General features: G+C 63.2%; 16 protein-coding genes and 1 pseudogene. 7 read left to right on the plus strand and 10 right to left on the minus strand.

The window, feature by feature from the left end; translation table 11 throughout:
• Nucleotides 1-264: 264 nt before the first annotated feature.
• From AAGA68_25130 to AAGA68_25140, 3 genes are all read right to left on the minus strand, one after another.
• Complete coding sequence (locus AAGA68_25130) at nucleotides 265-2,502, minus strand: pentapeptide repeat-containing protein (protein ID MEM9388359.1); 2,238 nt, start codon at nucleotides 2,500-2,502, stop codon at nucleotides 265-267.
• 127 nt (nucleotides 2,503-2,629) lie between these two features.
• Nucleotides 2,630-3,454: an endonuclease VIII gene (gene nei, locus AAGA68_25135; GenBank protein ID MEM9388360.1), complete on the minus strand. Its 825-nt coding sequence runs from the start codon at nucleotides 3,452-3,454 to the stop codon at nucleotides 2,630-2,632.
• A gap of 198 nt (nucleotides 3,455-3,652) precedes the next feature.
• The gene (locus AAGA68_25140) at nucleotides 3,653-5,059 is read right to left on the minus strand and encodes a hypothetical protein (protein MEM9388361.1); all 1,407 of its coding nucleotides are present in this window, start codon (nucleotides 5,057-5,059) and stop codon (nucleotides 3,653-3,655) included.
• A gap of 500 nt (nucleotides 5,060-5,559) precedes the next feature.
• Between AAGA68_25140 and AAGA68_25145 the strand changes: the two genes are divergently transcribed.
• The 3 genes from AAGA68_25145 to AAGA68_25155 all read left to right on the plus strand — a co-directional run bounded on the left by AAGA68_25145 (nucleotide 5,560) and on the right by AAGA68_25155 (nucleotide 10,062).
• Nucleotides 5,560-6,417 (plus strand): hypothetical protein, encoded by an 858-nt coding sequence (locus AAGA68_25145; protein MEM9388362.1) that lies wholly within the window; start codon nucleotides 5,560-5,562, stop codon nucleotides 6,415-6,417.
• Between the two features lie 316 nt (nucleotides 6,418-6,733).
• Complete coding sequence (locus tag AAGA68_25150) at nucleotides 6,734-7,342, plus strand: ECF-type sigma factor (GenBank protein ID MEM9388363.1); 609 nt, start codon at nucleotides 6,734-6,736, stop codon at nucleotides 7,340-7,342.
• Nucleotides 7,339-10,062 carry a serine/threonine-protein kinase gene (locus AAGA68_25155; protein ID MEM9388364.1) on the plus strand — a complete coding sequence of 908 codons (2,724 nt, stop codon included), beginning with the start codon at nucleotides 7,339-7,341 and terminating at the stop codon, nucleotides 10,060-10,062. The genes AAGA68_25150 and AAGA68_25155 overlap by 4 nt, the downstream gene beginning before the upstream one ends.
• Before the next feature lie 107 nt (nucleotides 10,063-10,169).
• Here the strand turns inward: AAGA68_25155 and AAGA68_25160 are convergent, their stop codons facing one another.
• Nucleotides 10,170-11,027, minus strand: coding sequence for a hypothetical protein (locus AAGA68_25160; GenBank protein ID MEM9388365.1), 858 nt, complete (start codon nucleotides 11,025-11,027; stop codon nucleotides 10,170-10,172).
• Between the two features lie 334 nt (nucleotides 11,028-11,361).
• Between AAGA68_25160 and AAGA68_25165 the strand changes: the two genes are divergently transcribed.
• Nucleotides 11,362-11,679: a hypothetical protein gene (locus AAGA68_25165; GenBank protein MEM9388366.1), complete on the plus strand. Its 318-nt coding sequence runs from the start codon at nucleotides 11,362-11,364 to the stop codon at nucleotides 11,677-11,679.
• Nucleotides 11,680-12,070: 391 nt separating this feature from the next.
• On the opposite strand, the gene AAGA68_25170 is transcribed toward AAGA68_25165, so the two are convergent.
• Entirely contained in the window at nucleotides 12,071-13,447 is a 1,377-nt protein-coding gene (locus tag AAGA68_25170) for an amino acid permease (protein MEM9388367.1), read from the minus strand.
• A gap of 458 nt (nucleotides 13,448-13,905) precedes the next feature.
• On the opposite strand from AAGA68_25170, the pseudogene AAGA68_25175 reads away from it, so the two are divergent.
• Nucleotides 13,906-14,130, plus strand: a pseudogene (locus tag AAGA68_25175) (integrase core domain-containing protein).
• Nucleotides 14,131-14,378: 248 nt separating this feature from the next.
• Complete coding sequence (locus AAGA68_25180; protein MEM9388368.1) at nucleotides 14,379-16,349, plus strand: hypothetical protein; 1,971 nt, start codon at nucleotides 14,379-14,381, stop codon at nucleotides 16,347-16,349.
• 741 nt (nucleotides 16,350-17,090) lie between these two features.
• Here the strand turns inward: AAGA68_25180 and AAGA68_25185 are convergent.
• The 5 genes from AAGA68_25185 to AAGA68_25205 are packed head-to-tail and all read right to left on the minus strand — an operon-like array spanning nucleotide 17,091 to nucleotide 19,936.
• Entirely contained in the window at nucleotides 17,091-17,804 is a 714-nt protein-coding gene (locus AAGA68_25185; protein ID MEM9388369.1) for a DUF4386 domain-containing protein, read from the minus strand.
• A 4-nt stretch (nucleotides 17,805-17,808) separates the two neighbouring features.
• Entirely contained in the window at nucleotides 17,809-18,411 is a 603-nt protein-coding gene (locus AAGA68_25190; protein ID MEM9388370.1) for a hypothetical protein, read from the minus strand.
• A gap of 26 nt (nucleotides 18,412-18,437) precedes the next feature.
• The gene (locus AAGA68_25195) at nucleotides 18,438-19,028 is read right to left on the minus strand and encodes an NAD(P)H-dependent oxidoreductase (protein MEM9388371.1); all 591 of its coding nucleotides are present in this window, start codon (nucleotides 19,026-19,028) and stop codon (nucleotides 18,438-18,440) included.
• A gap of 22 nt (nucleotides 19,029-19,050) precedes the next feature.
• Complete coding sequence (locus AAGA68_25200; GenBank protein ID MEM9388372.1) at nucleotides 19,051-19,599, minus strand: hypothetical protein; 549 nt, start codon at nucleotides 19,597-19,599, stop codon at nucleotides 19,051-19,053.
• Between the two features lie 10 nt (nucleotides 19,600-19,609).
• Complete coding sequence (locus AAGA68_25205) at nucleotides 19,610-19,936, minus strand: hypothetical protein (GenBank protein MEM9388373.1); 327 nt, start codon at nucleotides 19,934-19,936, stop codon at nucleotides 19,610-19,612.
• Nucleotides 19,937-20,109: 173 nt separating this feature from the next.
• On the opposite strand from AAGA68_25205, the gene AAGA68_25210 reads away from it, so the two are divergent.
• Complete coding sequence (locus AAGA68_25210) at nucleotides 20,110-21,675, plus strand: sigma 54-interacting transcriptional regulator (GenBank protein ID MEM9388374.1); 1,566 nt, start codon at nucleotides 20,110-20,112, stop codon at nucleotides 21,673-21,675.
• The last annotated feature ends 337 nt before the right edge of the window (nucleotides 21,676-22,012 follow it).

A 22,012-nucleotide genomic window follows, 5' to 3' on the forward strand; every position in this document is an offset into this window, starting at 1 on the left:
CGTCGACCATTGGAAGGCCTTCTTTGTGTCCGAAAGTGCTGTGTCGTAACACCTTTCTAACACATCGAGGCCTTCTTCTCTTTTGGCTCATGAATAATCCAGGCTAGTGTCCTGAGTTGGAAGTTCGTTGATGAATTCGCAGGCGAGTTTTTGTCCCTGAGCGCGGCGCGACGACGAGCGTGGCAGGTCCCACGGGAGGAGGAGCAACGTGTTCAGGGGCGAAAAGGTGCCGCGAAGTCATCAACGAACTGCTAACTCAGGACACTAGCGACACTCCGTGGCCAACTTAAACCCCGGAGCTACGCGGCCGCTACATTCCCAAACCTGCTCCCGCTCGGTGGACGTCACTTTTGCGTACACGAGCATCAACGTGCTCTCCAGCATGAGCTCCACGCGATCGACTGCCAATGTCAGCTTCAACAGCTCACTTTCTTCCAACGGCGGTTTCACGTTGTTAACCCTGTGACCAAAGCTGGCATCCACCAGCGCAGGTGGCAATCCTCCGTCTAGGAAGAACGCTGTCACGATTCCCCCTCGCAGGGTGGTTACCAGCGTTGGCGCTGGATCAGAGTCGCGCAGAAACGCCCAAGCGGACTCCGTACCCACGGACCGCGAGGGTGGGTGCTTCGAACGCTGATGATAACCCGCGACTCCACGCGCTTTCTGGGACCGGGCTTGGAAGCAGATGGCTAGTCGCACCCTTCCAGAGACTGCCGACTTCCACGCGTCGTACGCAGCAACAGTCCTCGGACCGAGGCGCAAGGGAGGCACCAGCTGATAGCGCTCATCCACCTCCTGGGAGGCCGGGTGTACCTTTCCAAGTGGGAACACGGCACTATCGAAGACATCGATACCTCGCTTCCTGCCTTCTTCCAGCTCTCGCTGACGTCGAGCACTTGTGATGATCTCTTCGGGCACTTCGTACAGACGCAAGCCATCGACGTAATTCGAGCCTTCGCTGTAGGACGCGAGGAGGCGTGTAGAGAAGTAGTCATTGCCGAGACACACCGACGCGGGCAGGTCTGCGAGCGGCATTGCTTTCACCAGTGCCTCCAGGTGTTCTCGATAGGCCTGATCCTGATCCGTTGATGGGGTAGCGAAGTCTCTCATTCTTACGGTCGCGTAAGATGCCAGCGCGCGCTCCTCCAAGGCCCTTTCACCCAACCCCCTTGGTCTGCGAATCTTGAGCGTCTTCATCGGCGAGTAGCTCACTTCGTTGAGACTAGCGCCGATCGGCAGCATCGCCTCATCTCGGCTTGGACACGGGCTGAGGTAGAAGCGATGGTCGCTGCTGGTCAATGTGCTCGGGAAATGCAGTCCATCTCCTTGCGTGCGTTCGAAGAAGTAGCCGCACACCTGCTCATCGGTGAGATCACGTGCTAGCCCAGCGGTGTTGGTGACACTGGTTCCGCTGAAGATCGCGCTTTCAAGACCCTTCGCGCCAGAGAGGGACGCCCCGTTGAGTATTGCGCCAGTGAAATCCGCGCCCCCTACCGAAGCCTGTCTTAAGTCTGCGTAGGTGAGGTTCGCATTGCGGAAGTTCGCGTTCGAGAGATTCGCACTGAAGAGCCGAGCGTAGGTAAGATCGGCCCGTGCGAAGCTCGCACCCTCGAGATGAGCCCCTTCGTAGTCGGTACCGAAGTGCTCAGACCGGTCTAGACTCGCGCCACGTAGCGATGCATCGGATGCGCCGACAAAGTCGAGCTTGGTGCCATCCATATCGGCCTGATCCCAGTTGGAACCGTCGAGGGTACTGCCGCGGAGATCACTGCCTGGAAGGTCGGTCTTCGCCAACGACTGCCCCTGCAGATCGAGCCTCGTCAGATCGCTGTCAGCAAGCACGCCAGCCTTGCTTTTGGTGCGCAGCGCCGCTGCGGTTGCTTCGCTCGTTGCAGTGCCGGATCGGGCATCGGTGAGCGTGGCCTGCGCCCGCTCAAGGGCTCGCTGTTGTAGGACCGGCACCGCCCACAGCACTGTCATAGAGATCGACGCAAGCCCCACCAAAGCCATCATGCCCAACACGCTTGGATCTCGTACCAGTTGGGAGACTGGGGTCCGCGCGTTGGCAATGATGTACTCGATGTCAGTGATTCGATCGGACGATCGTAGCTTTAGCGCATGCAGCCCCGCGAAATAACGGATATCGTAGGGGAGCTCTTGGGCCGTGGGCATTCGCCCACCGTCGAGTACCACTGGTAGAACACGCAGGCCGTATCGCAGGGCGAGCCTTAGCTCCAGAGTGACAGCGTCATTTGGGCGCTCCAACAGAGAGTCGGCAGCACCTTTCCTGCGCGACCACTCGGGTCCGATCAGCACAAGGCATACGCTAGACGCCGAAAGCGCGGACTCGATAACATCGACGAAGTCATCGCCACCTTGGATTGCATCGGAATCCAGGAAGACCTTCCTCCACTTGTAGGCGCGCCGGCACCGGTCGTGGACAAAGTCTGCTTGCCACTCAGTATCTGCACGACGATAGCTGATGAAAAGTCCGTTTCTCATTGCGAGAGACCCTGCGTGCTAATCAGTGCTGTTTGGTAGCTTAGTTGATCGCCGAGCAGTTGGCGCTAGAGACTCGCGCAAACGCGTAGGGGCGCGCGTGAACACAGTACCGCACCGCCTCTCCCGCCTACGGCGCGGGCTGGCAGCCCGCACACCAGTAGATGCGACGGCTCCCCATCTCCTCCCGCTTGATGGTCTGCCCACAGCGATAGCAGGGTTGCCCCTCGCGAGAGAACACGAAGAACCGGCGACGCTCGAACCCCTTGACCGATCGCTGAAGCTTGCGGGCTAGCTGAGGCGTCAGGGTGATCCCGGCAGTCTCGTAGCTGCGTTGGGTGACCGTCAGCGTCTCGCGCGCAAGGCGACCGCGCTCGCCGCGGCTCAGATCCTTCGGACGCTGCTTGGGGTGCAGGCCCGCGCAGAACAGGATCTCTGATCGCAGGTAGTTGCCGCTACCGGCCAAAAAGTGCTGGTCCAGATACAGCGCCGAGAGCGCGCGCCCCCGAAACTCATCGCTATCGAGCCGCTCGCTCACCTGTTGCCAGCGCAAGCCCGCGGACAGGAGGTCCGGGCCGAGCGTGGCCAGGAACGGATGGGTGTCGAGTTCATCGCGCTGCCACACGCTGATGTCAGATGCGGAGTACAGCAGTGCGCTGTGCGTAGGTGTGTGTATCGCAAGGCGCAGGGAGCGGTTGGTGCTCGGCAACTTGCCGCGTTTCGCGATCTTCCAAACGCCGTAGAGCTGGTTGTGGGAGTAGATCGTGTAGTCGTTGTCGAAGTGCGTGAGCAACGCCTTGCCGCGCGTCTCGAGGCCGAGGATCTGCTGACCCGCCAGGCGCCGCCCGTAGCGTTTCAGCGTGGGGAAGGCGAACGTGACCTTCTCGATCGGGCGGTCGACGAGGACCTCTGCGATCTTGTCGGCGGCCCTTCGAATCTCGGGTCCCTCTGGCACCTACGCATACCCCTCTGTGTCTGCGCCCGAATGACAGAGCAGCATCATAGTGGTGCTGCTTGCCTCGATCACGGTGACACGGAGTTCGCCTTACGCGCCTCGGCGTTGGTTCCAAAAGCGCTATCGATCGCGCCGGCGCCTGTAGGGTCGCGGGGCGGCCAACTAGGTCGCGACCGCCCGCCTTTGCCGAGGCGTGCCCTACGGCGGTGGTGGCCGGCGCAGATCCAGCTGCACCTGCAGGAACTTCACGGAGAAGCCGTCCCACCAGCCGTCGTCCACGGCGCAGTCGGGCCGCGGGCCCACGGTCCAACGCAGCGTGTTGGTGCCAGGCTGTAGCCACTCGCGCTCGAGGGGCAGTCGGAAGCTGGTCCAGTCGCGCCACTGACCGCTCGTGCACCGTCCGTCTGCGAACTGGTCGGGCAAGATGGCGATGTCTGGCCCGTCGTTGATGCTCACCAGTGCCTGGCCGTTGAGCAACCCGTGGATCTGACCGAACAGCACCGGATTAGCCGCAAGGCCCCGCTGCGGCAGCTCGACGGTCACGGTTTGCGCGTCACCGATCGGGCGCGGGCCATTGCGCTGTAGGTACACCACATCGCTCGCTTCGAAGCGGCGGTAACGCCCAACCAGGGGGCCGCTGAAGCGAACGTTATCCCAATGGAATGTGTAGGTATCGGCGTTACCGTGTTGGGCGGGCGTGTAGGCATGGGTCTTGAAAAGCACCAAGCCTCGGGTGAACGGTAAGCCGCCCGGCACATCAACCGAGAACTCATCGAAGCTGCCATCCTCAGTCTCGATACCCCAGGTGATGCGTTCGTCCTCGAACTCGATGCGCATCTTGCGCCGGATGCGGCGATCGAGGAGGGCAGGATCGTCGGGGTGCAGGGCGTCCCAGTACGCCCAGTCGTAGGTGAGGAACTCGCGTTCGTTGGCAAGCCAACCGTTGGGTGCCTGCTCGCCGGTCCCCACCTTGATGCGGCGAACCAGCTGCTGGAAGTCGAACACGATGCGATCGCGCGGATACACCTCATCGAGCGCCGACTCCACCGGACCCGGGCCTACTCGCATCTGGTCACGCGGCGTGATCAGCACCTCCCACCACTGACGATTGGTGTGCCCCAGGTTGATGTTGACATCGAACTCCAGGGTGCCGCCGTTGCGGAAGTCGAACTCCTGGCGCGGCCAAAAGGAAGAGTTCGAGTAGGCGTCCACCTGCCCCATGGAAGACATCATGTGATTCTTGCAGAGGAAGAAGCTCGCATCGGGTCGCGTACCGCTCGAGGACTGGCTGGTGACCACCTCGTGCTGGGGCAGCGGCGAGACGCTGGGGTCGGGCCCGTTGCACTGCTCGTCATGATCGGCGAGGAACGGCGGGAAGTCTCGCGTGAAGATCTCCTGCGGGTGCGTGCGGTGAGTGGCGACGAACTCGAAGCGCCGGGGCAGGAGATCTTGGGAGGGCGCGGCGGGATCGCCGTCGAAGGTCTCTTCGAAGGCCCATTGCTGGGGCTGCTGGGGGTCGGCGCTCGCGGTGCTGGCGAGCAAGTAGGCGCACGTGAGCGTGGGCAGGGAGACGAACAGGGCGATCGTGGCGGCTCGCGGCATCATGGTCCTCCGTCGGCGGCCGGTTACCCAGCTAGGGCCGGCCGATACTGGCTTTACCCCTCAATTATTGACGCCTATCGGCTCTAGACTAAACCGTCACCAATGCACGACTAGAGAACGCTTGGGCCCTTGTTCGGCGAAGATCGAACTCTCTCGCGACATAGACGCCTGCAGCGCTCACTGAATCGGTACAATAGGTAGGGCGTTTGACTGGCGTTGCCAAATCCGCGCCGAAGCCTGAGGAGCCAGTACTAACCAATCAAGCTATGGGAGGTTCTGTGACGGCAGGCCTCAGCTTCTCGCCAGAATGGCAGACCTCGGACACCCAGAGTGTTAGCCGAGTGTTTAGCAACCCCCGCTCCTGCCAGGAGTGCTCGCCTCCTGAAACAGCGGCTGATCCCGCGATGACCTCTCGCCAATGCGGATAGCGCAGGAAGAACTACACCTCGACAGCCAACGCGCCCGTCGACCCGTAGCCATCCAAACAACAGAGGTTACCCCCCATGCGAACGCACACCCTCGGCCTCATCCTGAGCGCCACCCTCACCCTCCTCGCCACCCACGACGCCCCCGCCGACACGCTCCCCAGCACCACCGTGATCGACGGCATCGTCGAGACCGGCCTAAACCGCTTCCTCGGCGAGCCCATCGTCGACTGGGGCGGCGAACTCGGCACCTTTGGCGCCAACTTCCTCGGTGAGTACGATCCGAGCAGCGACCTACCGCTGCCGTTGACCGCCGCCACGCCGGGCTACGCCCTACTGGCGACCAACATCGATCGCGAGTTCCAGGAGATGATGTTCGGCCAACCGCCGGAAACCCTCGACACCAGCGGTGAGAACCTGCCCCTGCGCGAGGCCTTCCTGCAGGCGGGCCCGAGCGTCTTCGAACGCGCCCAGGTGTCTGGCCATGCGGACGCTCAGCCCTACACCCTGAGCCGCAGCGAGCCGAACACGCAGATCAGCCTCGACGACTGGACCGCGGGCGAGGGTCGCATGCGTATTCGCTGCCGCGCCGACGGCACCGCATCCCTGCGCGTGCGCTTCGAGAACCTGGTGCCGAACGGTGTGTACACGCTGTGGCACTTCTACGTAGGCGAAGCGGGCCCCGGCGTGCTGCCCGCCGGTGGCGTGCCCAACCTGTTCGTGCCCGACGCGGACGGCGACGGTCGCTTCGTGCGCGAACTGTCCTACTGCCCCACCGGCGAGGACAGCCCCACCTTGGCCTACCTGCTCGCCTACCACGTGGACGGGGCTGCCTACGGTGGCTTCCCCGACGCGCCCCTGGAGCATCTCTACGGTGGCGTGGTCACCGTGGAGCAGCTCATCTTCCCGGTCAACGTGGCGTCAGTACTGCCCTGAGCCTGGCCGCGATCGAAATGGCCCTACCCACGCTCGGCGACCGCCGGGCGGGGGCGCTACCGGCAAGCCGGAGAATCTCAATTTCCATAAGCATTTCAGCGCACTTGCGCAGCGAGAGGGTCTCACCAAAGCGCGAGCGGTGGCACCCGCAAGCCTCCCATTAAGGGATACGTAATCCGATCCGAAAAGCCTTCACCTCGGAAGATGAACGGCGCATTCAGCGCCGTCGCGAAACCCGACATCCGTCGGTCGTTTTTCCGGGGGCGATTTTTTCGTATGGTGGTGACTATTCACTGCAGCCCTCGGCCTGTAGCGCATGAGCAACCTCTCTCCACAGCGGCCCGCCGGAACGCCCTCTGCATCGGCGGACGTCACCTCCCTGCTCCGCGCGGCCGGTCGCGGGGACGAGGCGGTGCTCGATGCCGTCTTCTCCCACGTTTATCGCGAACTCTCACGCCTCGCCAGCCGCGTTCGCCGCGGCCGTGCAGGCGCCACCCTCGACACCTCCGCCCTCGTGCACGAGGCCTATCTAAAGCTAGTGCCTAGCGCCAACGTCGAGTGGGAGAGCCGCCGACACTTCTTCGGCGCGGCGGCTCGGGCGATGCGCCAAATCCTGGTCGACGCGGCGCGCCGGGAGCTGTCCCAAAAGCGCGGCGGTGACGCCTGGCTGGTCACCTTCGATGAGCAAGCCCACGCGGCGCCCGTGAGACCGGCGCAGCTCGTCGCCCTGGACGAGGCCTTAGAACGCTTGCGTGAGGTGGATGCGCGCCGTGCGGACGTCGTATTGCATCGGTACTTTGGCGGCCTCACCGCAGAGGAGACCGCGCAGGCCCTCGACCTATCCGTGTCTTCCGTAGAACGTGCGTGGCGAGGCGCTCGGGCGTGGCTCACCTTGGAGATGGCACAGCCACAGCGTCAGCCATGACCACCCGGGACGGTCCTTCGTCGGATCCGGCGCTCGCCCTGTTCGAGGCGGTCCTCGATTGTCCGGAAGGTGAGCGTCAGGCGTTCCTGGATGCTGCCTGCGCCGAGGATCACGAGCTGCGCGATCGGGTCGCAGCGTTGCTAGCGGCGGATGCGCAGACGAGTACGGTCCTGGACGTCTCCCTGGCGGACCTCGCCGCGGCAATGCCCTCGATCGAGGGGGAAGAGGAAGCGCCGAGCAGCGCGGGGCAGCGCATCGGGCCTTACACGCTGCTAGAGGAGCTAGGGCGCGGCGGCATGGGCGCGGTGTACTTGGCTGAGCGCAGCGATGTGGGCAAGCGCGTAGCCCTAAAGCTGGTTGTAGGTGGCCTGGCCGCACCGGAGCGCCGCGCGCGCTTCCTGCTCGAACGACGGGTGCTCGCCAAGCTGCAGCATCCGGGCATAGCGAGCCTACTCGATGCTGGCGTGGCCAAGGACAGCACCCCCTGGTTTGCGATGGAGCTGATCGAGGGCGCGCCCTTCGACCACTACTGCGATCACCAGCGCCTACCCGTCGCCGAGCGCCTCGCCCTGTTCGAGCAAGTGCTCGAAGCGGTCGCCTACGCCCATCGCAACTTCGTGGTGCATCGAGACCTCAAACCCTCGAACATCCTGGTCACGCCAAGTGGCGCCCCAAAGCTGCTCGACTTTGGCATCGCTCGCCTGCTGGAAGACGATTCGCAATCCATAGCCCTGACCCAGTCCGGCATCGCACCGATGACGCCAGACTTCGCCGCGCCGGAGCAGGTGCTGGGGCAGCCGATCGGGCCGCCCACGGATGTGTATCAACTGGGCATTTTGCTCTACGAGCTCCTGTGTGGCTCACGGCCCTATCGCTTCGCCGGGCATTCGGCGAGTGCAATCGAGCGGCGCATCGTACACGAGGTGCCGGCGCGCCCCTCCACCGTAGCCACACGCACCCTGGACAAGGACACCGAGCTCACGCCGCAACAGCTCGCCGCCCTGCGCGGCACCGACCCTCGGCGCCTGCGCCAGCGCTTAGCCGGCGAGCTCGACGCCATTGTGATGAAGGCGCTCGCCAAAGAGCCCGAACGTCGCTACGACAGCGCCGAAGCGTTCCTAGAGGACATCAGACGCTACCGCAGCGGCCGCCCCGTCGCCGCCAGGCCGGACACGCTGAGCTATCGCAGCCGTAAGTTCATCGCGCGCCACCCTGTCTCCCTTGCGTTCTCGGCCACGCTGCTCGCCCTGCTCGCGGGCTTCATGACCGTGCACACCGTGCGCGTGACCGCCGAGCGCAACATCGCCCAGCTCGAAGCTCGCAAGGCGGAGCGCGTATCGGATTTCTTAGTCGACCTGTTCGTCGCGTCCGATCCGTTCTCTGCCACATCAGAGCGCATCGATGAGATGAGCGTGCGCGAATTCATGGAGAACCGCGCAGCGCGCGTAGTAGAGCTGGAAGACCAACCAGAGGTGCAGCTCGATGTCTTGAACACCGTGAGCAAGATGTTTCAGAGCATGAACGTATTCGAACAGGCGCTGCCCTTGCGCGAGCAGGCCGTGCGCGTGGCGACATCGCTCTACGACAGCCCCCATCCGCGGATTGCCTTCACCGAGAGCGGCCTCGGCGAGCTCTATCGCAACGTGGGCCGCTACGAAGACGCCGAGACCCTGTTCCGACGCTCGCTCAGGGAGTACGAGGCCCTCGGCCTAGGACGGACGCTCGCCGCGTCGAGCGTGCTCACCGGCCTAGGCGAGGTGCTCCGCCAGCAGGGGCGCTTGGCCGAGGCGGAGGGCTTCTACGCGGATGCGCTGGCGTTGCGTCGTGAAGCGTACCCCGACGGCGATCCCGCCCTCACGCAAAGCATGAACAACTACGCCCTGATCCTGTGGCGCAAGGGGCGCCCGGCTGCGGCGGAGCCAATCTTCCGCGAAGCACTGGCGGCCTATCGTCGCCAGCTCTCCGGCGATCATCCGCGCATCGCTGCCGTCCTGCACAACATGGGGTTGGTGTATCGGGATCTCGGCCGCTACGAGGACGCGCTGGCAGCCGCCACCGAGTCCTTGACGATCAAACGCGCGAGGTTAGGAGATGATCACTGGCGCATGGCCAACGCGTACCGCAACCTCGCTGGCATCCATCACGCGAAGGGAGAGCTGGCCGTGGCCGAGGCTCGCTACCGCGAAGCCATGGCCACTCGTGTGGCGGCGGTCGGCGAGGAGCACATCGCCGTCCACATCGATCGGATCAGCCTTGCCGACGTCTTGCGCGACCGTGGAGCGCTGACGACGGCAGACACGCTTTACCTAAACGCGCTCGCCTGGCTGGAGAGCAATGCACGCGCGGACCACCCAGGAGTAGCGGAGGCTTGCCTGGGCTACGGTCGCTCGCTGCTGAATCAAGAGCGCGTGGAGGAGGCTACGGTGTGGCTAGAGCGTGCTCACGCGATCCGCCTGGAGCGCTACGGCACGGGCCATCTTAAGGTCGCTAGGGTGACGGGCCCGCTCGGCGCCGTACGTACGGCCCAAGGGCGCTATGCGCAGGCCGAAGCCCTGTTGCGGTCGACGCTGACCGCGCTCAAGGCCGATTGTCACGCGCCGGGCTGTACCCTGCAGACCTTGCAGAGCCTGGTGATGTTGTACAACGCGTGGGGGAAGCCGACGCAGGCCCGTGAGTACCAGGCACAACTGACAGGCGAGCCCTCCTCGTCCAGCAGCTGAGCCAGCCTGCGCCGGATCACGCCGAACCGCGGCGCTCCCCGACCCCGTCCGGAGAGCGCCAAGCGCTCACGGCGCGAATGATCCCAATGCCGTAGGTGTAGGCCGCGTTAGAAGACCTGTCGCAGCTCCTGCAGGATGTCACTCGACACGTGTCGAATGTGCTCCCATTCCTTCTTGTTGTCGCGACGGGGCTTGGTCACCAGGAACCGGTTCAACAGCTTGCGCAACAGCATGTGCTTGTTGGTGGTGTCCCAGGCAGCCAGGATCTCACGGCAGGTTTGGCGGATCTCGTGCCATTCGCCCTTGTTATCCCGTCGCGGTGAGGTGTCGCCGAGCACTTCCACTAGGCTGCGGAATGCGTCCTCATAGGACTTATCGCGGGCCGCCACGATCGCGGAGCGAATGTCAGACCACTCGCCCTTGTTGTCGAGCCGCGGGCGAACGGATTGCAGTGCATCGAGGATTTCGTTCAGCCCCAGAATCTTCTCTTCGACACCGAAGCCAAGCTCAACCTCCACATCCTCGCGCGGTTCGGTGGCCACTATGTTGGTGCGCACCAAGGAACCCTCGAAGGAGTAGACCAATCGGTAGAGGTTGAGCGTATCGCCGGGACCCACGTGATAGACCTGCCGTTCGGAGCGCTCCTCCTCGATTCGGGTCTGGGTCTCGAAGGTCCGCGTGATCTCGTGGGCAACCTCCAAGTGGGTGGAGAACTCTGAGGTGGCGCCCGCCGTGACCCCCTTGAACACCATCGATGCGCTGCTCTCCTTGCGAAAGCTAAAGCCGGACTGGATCGAGAAAGTGCTGGATACGAAGCGCCGGGAGTCGATCGAGCGCTTGGTGACGACTTCGATCTCTCGCTTGATGATCGTGGCCGCATCATCATTGTCCTCATTGGCAAAGCTGAAGATCAGCTCCCAGAAATAGCGGCCTTTGGCGGTGGCGTCGGTGGCGGCGGTTTGCATCTTCCGAATCTCCTAAAGGGCTGGGTTAACACCCCGTAGGTACCGTCTGCCTCGAAAAGGGTTCAAGGGGCGGTAAGGGGTATCCAGCAGCCCTCGCTCGCCCACCGCCGTCGCGGTGCGGGTCCGCATGCGTCGCGAGCGTCAGGTTCGCACTGCTGTTCGCTGAGGTAAGGGCAGATACCGATCTGCCGATATGTCCAACGCCGTACGGTTTATGAGAACTGGCTCTCAACTTGCCGCGAGAACTGAGCCGGCCGTTGCAGCGGGACAACCTACTGAGCTGATACGGTCTTAAGCACTCGCGCCTTAAAGGCCTTGTGCTACGGAGATCGCCATGACGGACATGCAAACCAATCGTTTTCTGCTAGAGCTAGAGAAGACTCGCCGGGACATCAACCGCGAGATCATGAACCCCGAGGTGCAGCCGCTAGGCTTTGAGCACTTACACCCGGTGGTGACCTTAGCCGCCAGGGCGCGACTCGCTTACCTGAAGGAACTGTTAGAGATGGCAAAAGACGCCGACGGACTGCCCACCGGGGAGCGGATTGGCGCACTGGCCCGCAAGCGCGAGGCCTACGAGGAACTCGCCGCTGCAACGAACGCGCTGGAGACAGCGATCGATCGTGGTTACCTCGACCTTGCCGAAACATGACCCGAGACCTAGTGTGCTGTCCCAGAAGTTCGTTGAAAAATACGCACGGAGCTTTTCGTTCCTGGGTGCGGCGCGAGGACGAGCGTGGCAGGCCCCACGGGAGGAGGAGCAACGTACTCAGGGGCGAAAAGTACCCGCGTATTTTTCAACGAACTTCTGGGACAGCACACTAGCAATTCGTACCCTTAGGTAGGGCTGTTAGCGAGCGCGAAGGCGCGAGACAACTGCCAACGCGGATACTGGCTGCGCACCGCCGCGTTCAAGAGGCGCGTCTGAGGCCGCAAACGCAGGTGGGACCAGCCACGCGCCACGGACAGCCAACACCTCTCCAGCGCCGATTCGCAGGCGCCCCGCACAGGCGGTGCGGGTTGGTTCGTTCGAGGACTACCGGTTAGCCTTCGATCTCCCTGTCACCTGAGTCTCGAACGCCGAGCCATCGGCTAACGGCGTAGAACACCAGCCCCGACACGATGATCCCCGCGGCGACAGCGGCCTCCGTCACATTGCTCACCGCAAGGTAGACGAGCGTCCACCCGGTGATCGCCAGATACACCAGCGGGGGCAGCGGATACCAAGCCGTGCGATAGGGCCGCGGCAAATCTGGCTGACGCGCCCGCAGCACGAACACGCCCAGCACCGTGAGCAAGGAGTTCAACCCAAGCGTGAAGCCCGCCAGGCGGATGATCCCCTCAAAGGAGGAGACGAAGACAAAAAGAAGGGCGAGCACACACTGGAAGGCGATAGCGAACACCGGTAACCCGGTGGCGTTCGTACGCGCGAACCAACCGAACGCGCGGAAGTCCTGACCAATCACAGCGAGTACCCGAGGACCTGCAAGCGTCATGGCGCTCACCGTGGACACGAGCAACAAGGCAAGCACAGTGCCCATCAGCGCCGCACCCCCGTCCCCGAAGACGAAGCTTGCTGCTACGTAGCCAACCTCAACCTTGCCGGCCAGCTCGCTCATCGGCGCGACGTACAGGAAGGTGAAGTTGAGCGCCACGTAGAGCACGAGCACCACGAAGGTGCCCAGGCCGAGCACGCGTGGCAACGCGCGCTGCGGATTCTCAAGTTCGCTAGTCAGATACGTCGCCGCATTCCACCCGGTGTACGCGTAGCTCACGTAGATCAGCGACACGGCGAAGGCAGGCGAGAGCATCGCATCGACGCCCGCCGCGCTCGGCAGGAAGCTGACGGGCTGTGGCGCCTGCACTAGCACGAGAGCCGCCACGCAGAAGATCACGATCAACGCGAGCTTGAGCATCGTGAACCATCGCTGCACACCGGCGGAGTTCGCCCGGGTGCTGGCGTGGGCGATCGTCAGCACGATAACCAGGCCGGCCGCGAGCGGCTTTACCGGCAGCGCGGGGAACACGGCGGAGAGATAGCTACCGAAGGTGATGGCCGCGGCAGCCACGGGCGCTGCGAAGCCAATCGTGGCGGAGACCCAGCCGGAGACGAAGCCAGCGGCGGGGTGGTAAATGCGAGACAGGAAGTTGTACTCCCCGCCGGAGCGCGGCAGGGCTGCGCCAAGCTCGGCGTAGGTGAGGGCGCCGCACAGCGCGGCGACCCCGCCGACCCCCCAGAGCATGAGCAGCGCGAAGCCGTCCGTGATGCCCAGCAGCTGGAAGCCGAGGGACGTGAAGACGCCGGTGCCGATCATGTTCGCGACCACGACCGCAGCCGCCGTGCTCGCGCTGTAGCGCTGGGACGCGTCTGTGCTCGCGGCGCTACCCAGATTCGCCACGCCCTCTTCCGTGCTGCTCAAGCTCCCTCCAGATCAGCCGCATGCGGCCAAGCTCGCCCCGTTTGACCGGAGCAGTGTAGCGAATGGGGGGAGAACTCCCACTGAGCAAACACTAATCCCTGGGGAGGTCGGCGCAAGCGGGCCGAGCCCGTTCCTGCTCGGCCCGGTTCAGGCGGATTCGAACAGTCGGGGCTGAGCAGCTGCGCCATCTGCCAGCAACACTCCCTGACACTCAATCGATAGTCACTAAAGCGGTGAACTCGAAACCCATTCTGCCTCCCACCCAACGATCTTGCGGCTGTAGATGTCTTCGATCATGTACAACCGGTAGAACGTGCCGCGGACGGCGGCGGCGAATAGGGTAATTTCCCAGGACCAGGTCTGCTTCGGCGCTGCACGAAGAGGAGTCTGCCGAACACACCGTCACGCTGATCCGCAAATCGTGCCTCAGCGAGGACGTGCGATACGAGCCCTCACGGGTGCTGCGCTCGGATAACGGCGGCCCAACGAAAGCGGCCACGATGCTGAGCACGCTGCAGCGCTTGGGCGTCGCACTCTCCTTCGGCCGACCTTCGTTGAGCGATGACGACCCGCACTCAGAGAGCTTGTTCCAGACGTTGAAGTACACGCCGGCGTACCCAAGAAAACCCTTCGCTAGCGTGGATGAGGCTCGCGCCTGGGTCCATCACTTCGTTCAGTGGTACAACCCGCGGGACTCGTCAACCCTTACTGGCGCGACGGCATCAGGGAAGCGCCGTGCGTCCCCTCCGGATGCCCAAGGCACCGCCCGCTATGCCTAAGCCCTTCACCGTGTTGCTGCGCACCCCTCGCAACGCAGACTCGCTGACTTAGCACATTTTCCCTTAGCCACCCAATGTCTCCAATTGCCACGTACTCGATATGTTCACACTAGGGAGTTAACCTAAGCGCCCCCTAGCTATTGGAGACCGTAATGATTCGATTTGCCCTTATCGGACTCACTGCCTCTGCGTTCGGGGTCGCGAGTGCGTCGCCAGGTGTCGAGAGCAGCTGCCCCGCCAGCACGCCCCCGAGTTGCCTCGAGACCTTCAGCGTGTCGCAGAACGGAGACGGCAGTAATCCGACAGGAATCTCCCTCGCCACTGCCTGGAACGTCGACGACTTCAACGATGACGACAACTGGACGGACACGGTCGGCCTCGCCGGGGAGATCGGACCCGGTGACTGCGTGACCCTGCGCGGCTCCATCAACGGTCGGCTCGTCCCACAACGCAGCGGCACCGCTGCCAACCCCATCACCTTCTTGGGCACGGGGGCGACGATCGTGCGCAACGAGTTTGTGATCGACACCTCGATAACCGGCTGGACCTTCGAGATGCTCACGCCAAACGGAGATGCGATCTACTCCAAGAATATCTCCGCTGACCTGCCGACGTACGGCATCGTCGTACGCGGCTTCTTCGAGAATGGGGGGCTCTCCTACAACGGCCGCGGCGATTGCAGCGCAGGCACCTTCGGCAACGTGCTGGATGGCCCTGGACAGTGGTGCCGAGGCCCGGCGGGGGGACCCACGGACATGATTTGGTACACGCCCGTCGGCGGTTCACCCGGGCTGGTGCAAAGCGTCACGGGATCGGCAATACCCATATTCGACGCACAGGTCCCCACGCACACGGAATCTGCCTTCTTCCTCAAGACGGGGATCGCCCACCTGCACTTCCGCGACCTGGAAATCACTCGCGCCAACGGTGCCTTCGCGACGGGTTCGACCCCGACCCAAGCCGGGACCGGCGCAGGAGACATCGAGATCAGCTGCATCACGGCCCACAACCTGCCAACCCTGGCCATGAGCTTCACCCGGTCGCGCGATCGTATCAAGGTCTACAACAGCATCATCCGAAACGCCACGGACGGGGTGTATTTCAGCGCGGGCGCCGGCAACCTGCATGAAGTGAAGGGCAACGAGATTTACAACCTGGCCCTGTTCTCCATCAATGGCGTTGGCACCAACCTCGATGGCCACGCCGTCGCCGCGCGCGGCATCGGAGACGGCACAGAAGCCTATGGCTTGCTGATCGAAGAGAACGAGCTCTACAACGGGGAGAGCATCGTCTACGTAAATGCGATCGTGGACGGCGGCTTGATCCGCTCGAAGGGGATCATCGTCCGCTACAACAGCATCCACGATGCGCTCGCCGGCGCCGACGGGCGGGTCACCGACAACGCCGTCTGCGCAACCTTTGGCGGTGCCAACTTGGACGAGGTAACAGACATCCTCATCGCTTACAACGAGTTCTACAACTGCGGCTCCGATGCGCTACCGGAGGAAGCCCCCTCGGGCTTTGGCATCGTCGTGCAGAACGTGGTGGACCTCAACGTCCATCACAACGCCATCTACAACTTCCGTGACGCGGGATTCCGCAGCAAGGCCGGTGGGATGAAGTCCGTTGAGTTCAAGAACAACATCGTGAGCTTCGATGGGGAGGACAGCGCCGGCGTCGAACTGGCACAAGAATTGGTGCAATTAGCAGGCATGGACCCTGACGCTTACGCAAACCTCGACTTCTCCAACAATCTCTACGAAATCCGCTGCAACGCGCCCTGCACCCCGCAGACCGTCGGGAGGACCTTTCGCTGCCTCATCCCAGATCCAAATTCTTCGGGGTTCGGCACCAAGGCGGTGAACTTCGACGAGTGGAAGGACACGAGCGTGTGCGTGGTGCCGGTCGGTGAACTCGACTCGTTCATCGACGACCCGATGTTTATCTCCCTGCCCAACGGCCTCGATATCAGCCCGACCAGCCCGGCGGTCGATGAAGCGCTGGACCTGGGCTATACGCGCGATATCGAGGGCAGCCCGGTTCCGGAGCCAGGGGGCGGTACGATCCCGGACGTCGGCGCCTATGAAAAAGTCCAGAACCTCCCCCCTGGGGGCAGTCGCTGATTCGATCGGATGACCGGCGGCGGTTTCCCGCGTGGGGGGCCGCCGCACGTCTCGCCAGCGAACTTACTGGCTAGGCGCCGTCAGAGCGGGCGGCGGCAGCCGTCAGGCGAGCGATGAGGTCGGACGTCGCCGAATTCGCAGCAGTCCCAGCCCAGCTTCTCAGTCAGAGGTTCTCGCGCCAGCAGTTCGGCCCAAAACACCCACGTGACCAACTTTCGCAGCTGATTGCGCTTGGGCCAACGCGCCAGCCGACCCTGCACATCGAAGTGTTCTAGCGCTCGCTCCACCAGCTCAAAGTCTAGGTAAGTCGGGAGCGCGTGTGGGGCTGGCTAAGGCACCGCTGGGCCTTCGAGGCCGCTCGCAGGTGCTGGAAATTGCGCAAGCCTGCCGCCCGCGCCAGCATGCTCATGAGGCTCAGGTGGGAAGGCTAAGCGTCACCGAGTTCACGGGCGAGCGATCGGGCACGGGATAGATCGTTAGTCCCTACAAGGACTTGTTCACGTGCCATCTCTTTCTCCTCAACGTGCAAAGCCCCGGTCGGGGCGTTCGCGGGTCGCTGCTTGGCGAGGGCTACACGGTTCGAAAGAGGGGTGGATGCCTGTGCGGATGCTGGCACGGTTTAGCGAACTCCAAAAGGAGCCAGCGACGCCTCGGTTCCTGCCGACCGTGGGCGCGTGATACCAGCAGCGGTCGGCTCGGTCCAAACAGAATTTGCAGGCATTGACCACTACGGTTATCGCCCTACGCAAGTGGGCCGCAGGCGGCGCGCACGCAAGGCCTGCCACCGATGGCGCTGATCAGCAGTTGCAGGGCGAACGATAGCTCTCCAAGCACCATAGGAATCCCAAACCCGACCGACACCCACTGCGGCCAGGTAAGCGCACTTCCAAGCAACGACTGGCCGCCCTCGATCACTAGGTATCCAAGGCCACCGAGGCCGAGGAGAATGGCAACTGGTCTCGCCACCCAAGCCACTTTCCAGCCAAGGCGCGCAAGGGCGAGAAGGTGCGCGCCGAATAGGACCAATCCTGCACTCCAGATCTGCTCGAACTGGGAAAACCCCAGGGCGCCAGCCGCGTAGCCATCATCGATCCATAGCTTAGCGAGACGACTCGTCGCCACAATCAAGACGAGGGCGTAGCCCCCACGAAGCACAGCCGCGATCAAGGTCTGCTGTGGGGCAAGGGCTCGAAACAGGCGATACACACCGAGTGCCACCAACAAATCCAGCAGCGCCACGATCACCCACGCCCAGACCGTCGCGTGGAACAGCGTGAGATTGGCACGAAGCGCCGACTCGGTGGCGAGCGGATCGCCCGCCACATGCAGGGTGCTATGCACGCTCGCAAAGGCAAACCCACCGAGGATTGCCATCGCCAGTATCGCAAGGCCGGTGATGGCTGCCCATCCGGGGGATGGACAGCTCACCGCATGCAGGTGGATCCTCGCTCTCACCAAGCTAGCCCTCCTTGGCGAGCGGTCGATAGGGTTCCTCCGTGGGCAGGTGGCTTACTAGCAGTTTCAAGTAGAACAAGGGCGCGAACCACTCGAGGCCCGGCGGGCGCGCCAGCGCCACATCGCACAGCACGATCGCGCAGGCAAACGCGCCGAGGGCCACCGGTCGCTGCAGGTACTTGGGCACGCTCAAGATCAGCCAGCTCGCCGCGAACAGATAGGCTGCGGCCATTGCTGACCAGGGCCATTGGCCGTTCACGAACACCCACGCGACCAGTGATAGGTGAATGATGTGTGTAGCAACGAACTTGAAATGATCGCTGCGCGACTGGCCAGGACGGTGGTACCAACGCTTGGCACTCGACGTGGCGTTAGTGACGATGCCACCCACTACATCAAAGGCGAGAAAGCCGGCGAGCAGATATTGGGGTAGGCTCCACTCCACGCCCTGCCAGACGGCGTACGCGATCGCGCCAACGATGGCCAGCGCCGCGAGTGAGAACTGCAACCAAAGCTCGGCCGCCGTCGCCCCAGGACCGACGAAGCGATCCATCAGGCCAACCGACCCTGCGCGAGGGGTGGGGTAGTTCCAGTCGATATCGTTCATTGGGAAGTCTCCGTACTCCTGGTAGGTCAGCCGGCCACAGTGCCCAGCCAGCGCAGTTGGTCTTGCCACTGGCTGACCTGCCCAGGCTTGGGGTGGCTGGCCAGCCTCAGGTGGGTAAATCTCGTGGGGGTGATGCCCACGAAGCGAAACAGCTGTTTGCGGATCTGGTGGAACAGGGCGTTGCCGTATACCCACCGCAAGTACCAGGCAGGCGTATCGGACGTGACGATCACGCGCGCGCTCTTGCCTGTGAGCAGCGGCTTCGGTGCGCCGTGTTCGATGACGCGGGGGTTGAAGGCACGTCCGGGCAGCAGGCTGCGATCAAACAGCCCTTTGAGCTTCGCTGGCAGTCCGCCCCACCACATCGGCGTGGTCATCACGATGTGATCGGCCCATTCGAGGTCTTGGAGGAACTGTTCGAGGGCAGGCTCCAGGGCTTTAGTGTTTCGGTAGCCGCCGTTCTCGTGGTCCATGTCGAAGTGCAAATCATGGAGGTGCGTGAGGCGTACATCGTGGGTGGATGACGTGGCTCCCTCGACGTATGCTTCCGCCAAGGTGCGCGACAAGGACCACTCACCGGGGTGCCCGTTGATCGCCAGTATGCGTTTGCGTTTCATCACTTTGCCTCCTGGCGAGTGGTCAGTTGGACAAGATCGAGACGTTAGCCGCCTGCGGTGCGCGCTCCTGCATGGCGGCGTCCGTCGCGAACCACACAACACCCAACCCAATCAGGATCAGCGCTGCGGTAGCGGCCAAGGGCATAGACCGCCTATCCACCGCCATCGGCTCGCTCGTCTCCACCCACTCCACAGCGTTGCGCGCCGCGAACATTAGCGGGACGGCAGCACACATGCCCAGCACCTCGATCAGGGCCAGCGCGAAAGACATGGGCGTTGGGGATCGCGGGAAGATCTGCGCCAGGTCGATCGCATAGACCCCAAAGAAGCCGATGGCGGCGACAAACGCCCACGCAGCCACCCAGCGACGCGGGCGCTGCAGAGCGAACACGGCCAGCACTAGCGCGCCCAAATCTAAGGTGGTCAAAAAGATGTTGAACGCACCGAGTACGGCGGGATGGATATGCGAGAAGTCACGGTTCTCCACAGGGCCTCCCGGGATCAGCGTGCTCAGTAAGGCCACGGAGGCAAGCAGCCAGAAAGCGATGCGGTGGTGAGCAGTAATGGTCATGGTGATCTCCCTAACGGTAATGTTGGCAACGGTGAGAAACGGCCCTTCGGCCGCCTTGTTGCGTGCTGTGCTCGAGGTTGGCGGGCTGCCAGACCGCGTGGCTCACGGAGCCGTAGAGGCGAAGGCTGTGCGCCAGCTGGGTGCCTTGAAGGCTAGGGGCAAGGCGGTCGTCGGCGTGCAGCAGGTGCAAGCTCACGTCACTGTTGCTCGGATGGCGTGAGTACACGGCCACCTCCAGGGAGGGGGCGGCCACGGCCAGTTGCTCGATCAGCTCACCCAGTCCCTGATGCAGTTGTTCCGGCTCAGCGGTGCGGACGGTGATGGTCTCGAGCCACATGATGGAAGGTCCTCGTTGGCGGCGAACGTCTGGGGCCACGTGCTGTGTAGCAGCTACCGTGCCAACACGAGATATGCTCTTAATCAGTAAGTTACGGGGAATTAGGATTCGAGATTGCTATTATCTGCAATACGTTTTGGTAAATGCTGCAATCAAGACTAAGATTGCTAAATATGGCAATTGGCGATCTCTACCCCTTCTTCCACCAGGCCACCACGGCCATCTGCCAGCATCTGCGTGCCGAGGACGGCCTGCGCGCGTGTGCTGCCCTGCTCCGCGAGCACATGCCCGTAGGCAAGATGTATCTGGAGGTGTACGAGCACGAGCTAGGCGCCATTCGCTCGATCGCCGTCGCCACGCCTGAGCACGGCGAGGCCATGGACATGCTCACGCCCATGTCCGCCGGCCAGCGAGCGGTGATCACCGGATTTCGCGACCAGGGGCCGAGCGACAACGTGTTTGTGGTGAATGAGCCGAAGCAAGACCCCCTGTCACGCACCATGCTCGACGCCCTCGGCGAGCCGCTGGAAACCTCCGTGCTCGGCACCTATCCGTTCATTGAGAATGAGGTGGTCGGCAGCGTGGTGATCACCGCGCCCGGGGAGCATCGGTTCACCGCCGCCCACGCCGAGCGCTTCGGGCTGCTGAAGAGCCCCTTCGCCATCGCCATTAAGAACGCTGTTCGGTACCGTGAGATCCTCCGCCTGCAGGAACGCCTACTCGACGACAACCGCTACCTGCAGGGAGAACTCCTCGGCGCCGGTACGGAGCAAATCATCGGCGCGGACTTCGGCCTAGCCGAGGTGATGCACGCGGCGCGGCAGGTGGCCGTGCACACCAGCCCCGTGATGATTCTCGGCGAGACCGGCGTAGGTAAGGACGTCATCGCCAATCACATCCATCAGCTATCTCCGCGCCGCGACGGACCGCTGATCAAGGTCAACTGCGGCGCCATCCCAGACGCGCTCATGGACAGCGAGCTGTTCGGACACGAAAAGGGCGCGTTCACCGGCGCCATGAGCCGCAAGCGCGGCCGCTTCGAGCGCGCCCACGGCGGCACGATCTTCCTCGACGAACTCGCCGAGCTAACGCCCCCCGCTCAAACGCGCTTGCTGCGCGTGCTGCAGAACCAGGAGATCGAGCGCGTGGGTGGGGATAGGACGATCGACGTGGATATTCGGGTGATCGCGGCGACCCACCGCGACCTGCAGGCCATGGTGCGCGAGCGCACGTTCCGTGAGGATCTGTGGTTCCGCTTGAACGTGTTCCCCATTACCGTGCCGCCGCTGCGTGCGCGTAAGAACGACATCCCAGCGCTCGCCGAGCATCTCATCCACGAGAAGGCGCGGCGCCTGAATCTCTCGACGGTGCCGATGCTAACGCCGCATGCGGTGGATCAGCTGATGGCCTATGGGTGGCCGGGTAACGTACGGGAGTTGGAGAACGTGATTGAACGTGCGCTTATCGTGGGTGCTGGGCGTGGGCAGGCACTTAGTTTCGATGAACTGGCGCCTGCCTCCCCCAGCGCGAGCCACGACACCCGAGCCCCAGAGGGTGGGGAGCGCGTGCTGACCTTGGATGAGGTGAGCGCTATCCACATCAAGCAGGTGCTGGCGCGGACGGGGGGTAAGGTGCATGGGCCGGATGGGGCTGCGGCGCTGTTGGGGATCAACTCGAGCACCTTGCGCTACCGGATGAACAAGCTGCGGATACCGTTTGGGCGGAGTGCGCGGAAGTAGCCTCGCCCTTTCGCACGGGACGACCTCGCCGACATTGAGTCTTTTGTGTCTGCGCCGGTTCTCCATTCAACTTAGGCGCCTATCCAGAACGATAGCCCTGGGCTTGCCGATGGATAGGCGTTCGCAGTCCGGATGGAGTGGGTTGAGCACAACGTTGTTTTCAGTAGGGACCCGAGCAGATGGCACTACCAACAGAGCGGTTTCCGCGCGCTCGACCCAAGCGTTACCGAAATCCACTAGACCGGCGGGGGCAGGGACCTCTTGCCAGTTATCAGGTAATTCTGAAGGCGTGATGATCGTTGTCGAGATCTCCGATGGCACTTGCACCTCGAAGACG

It is taken from the genome of Pseudomonadota bacterium (genome assembly GCA_039193195.1).
Taxonomy (GTDB): Bacteria; Pseudomonadota; Gammaproteobacteria; order Steroidobacterales; family JBCBZW01; genus JBCBZW01.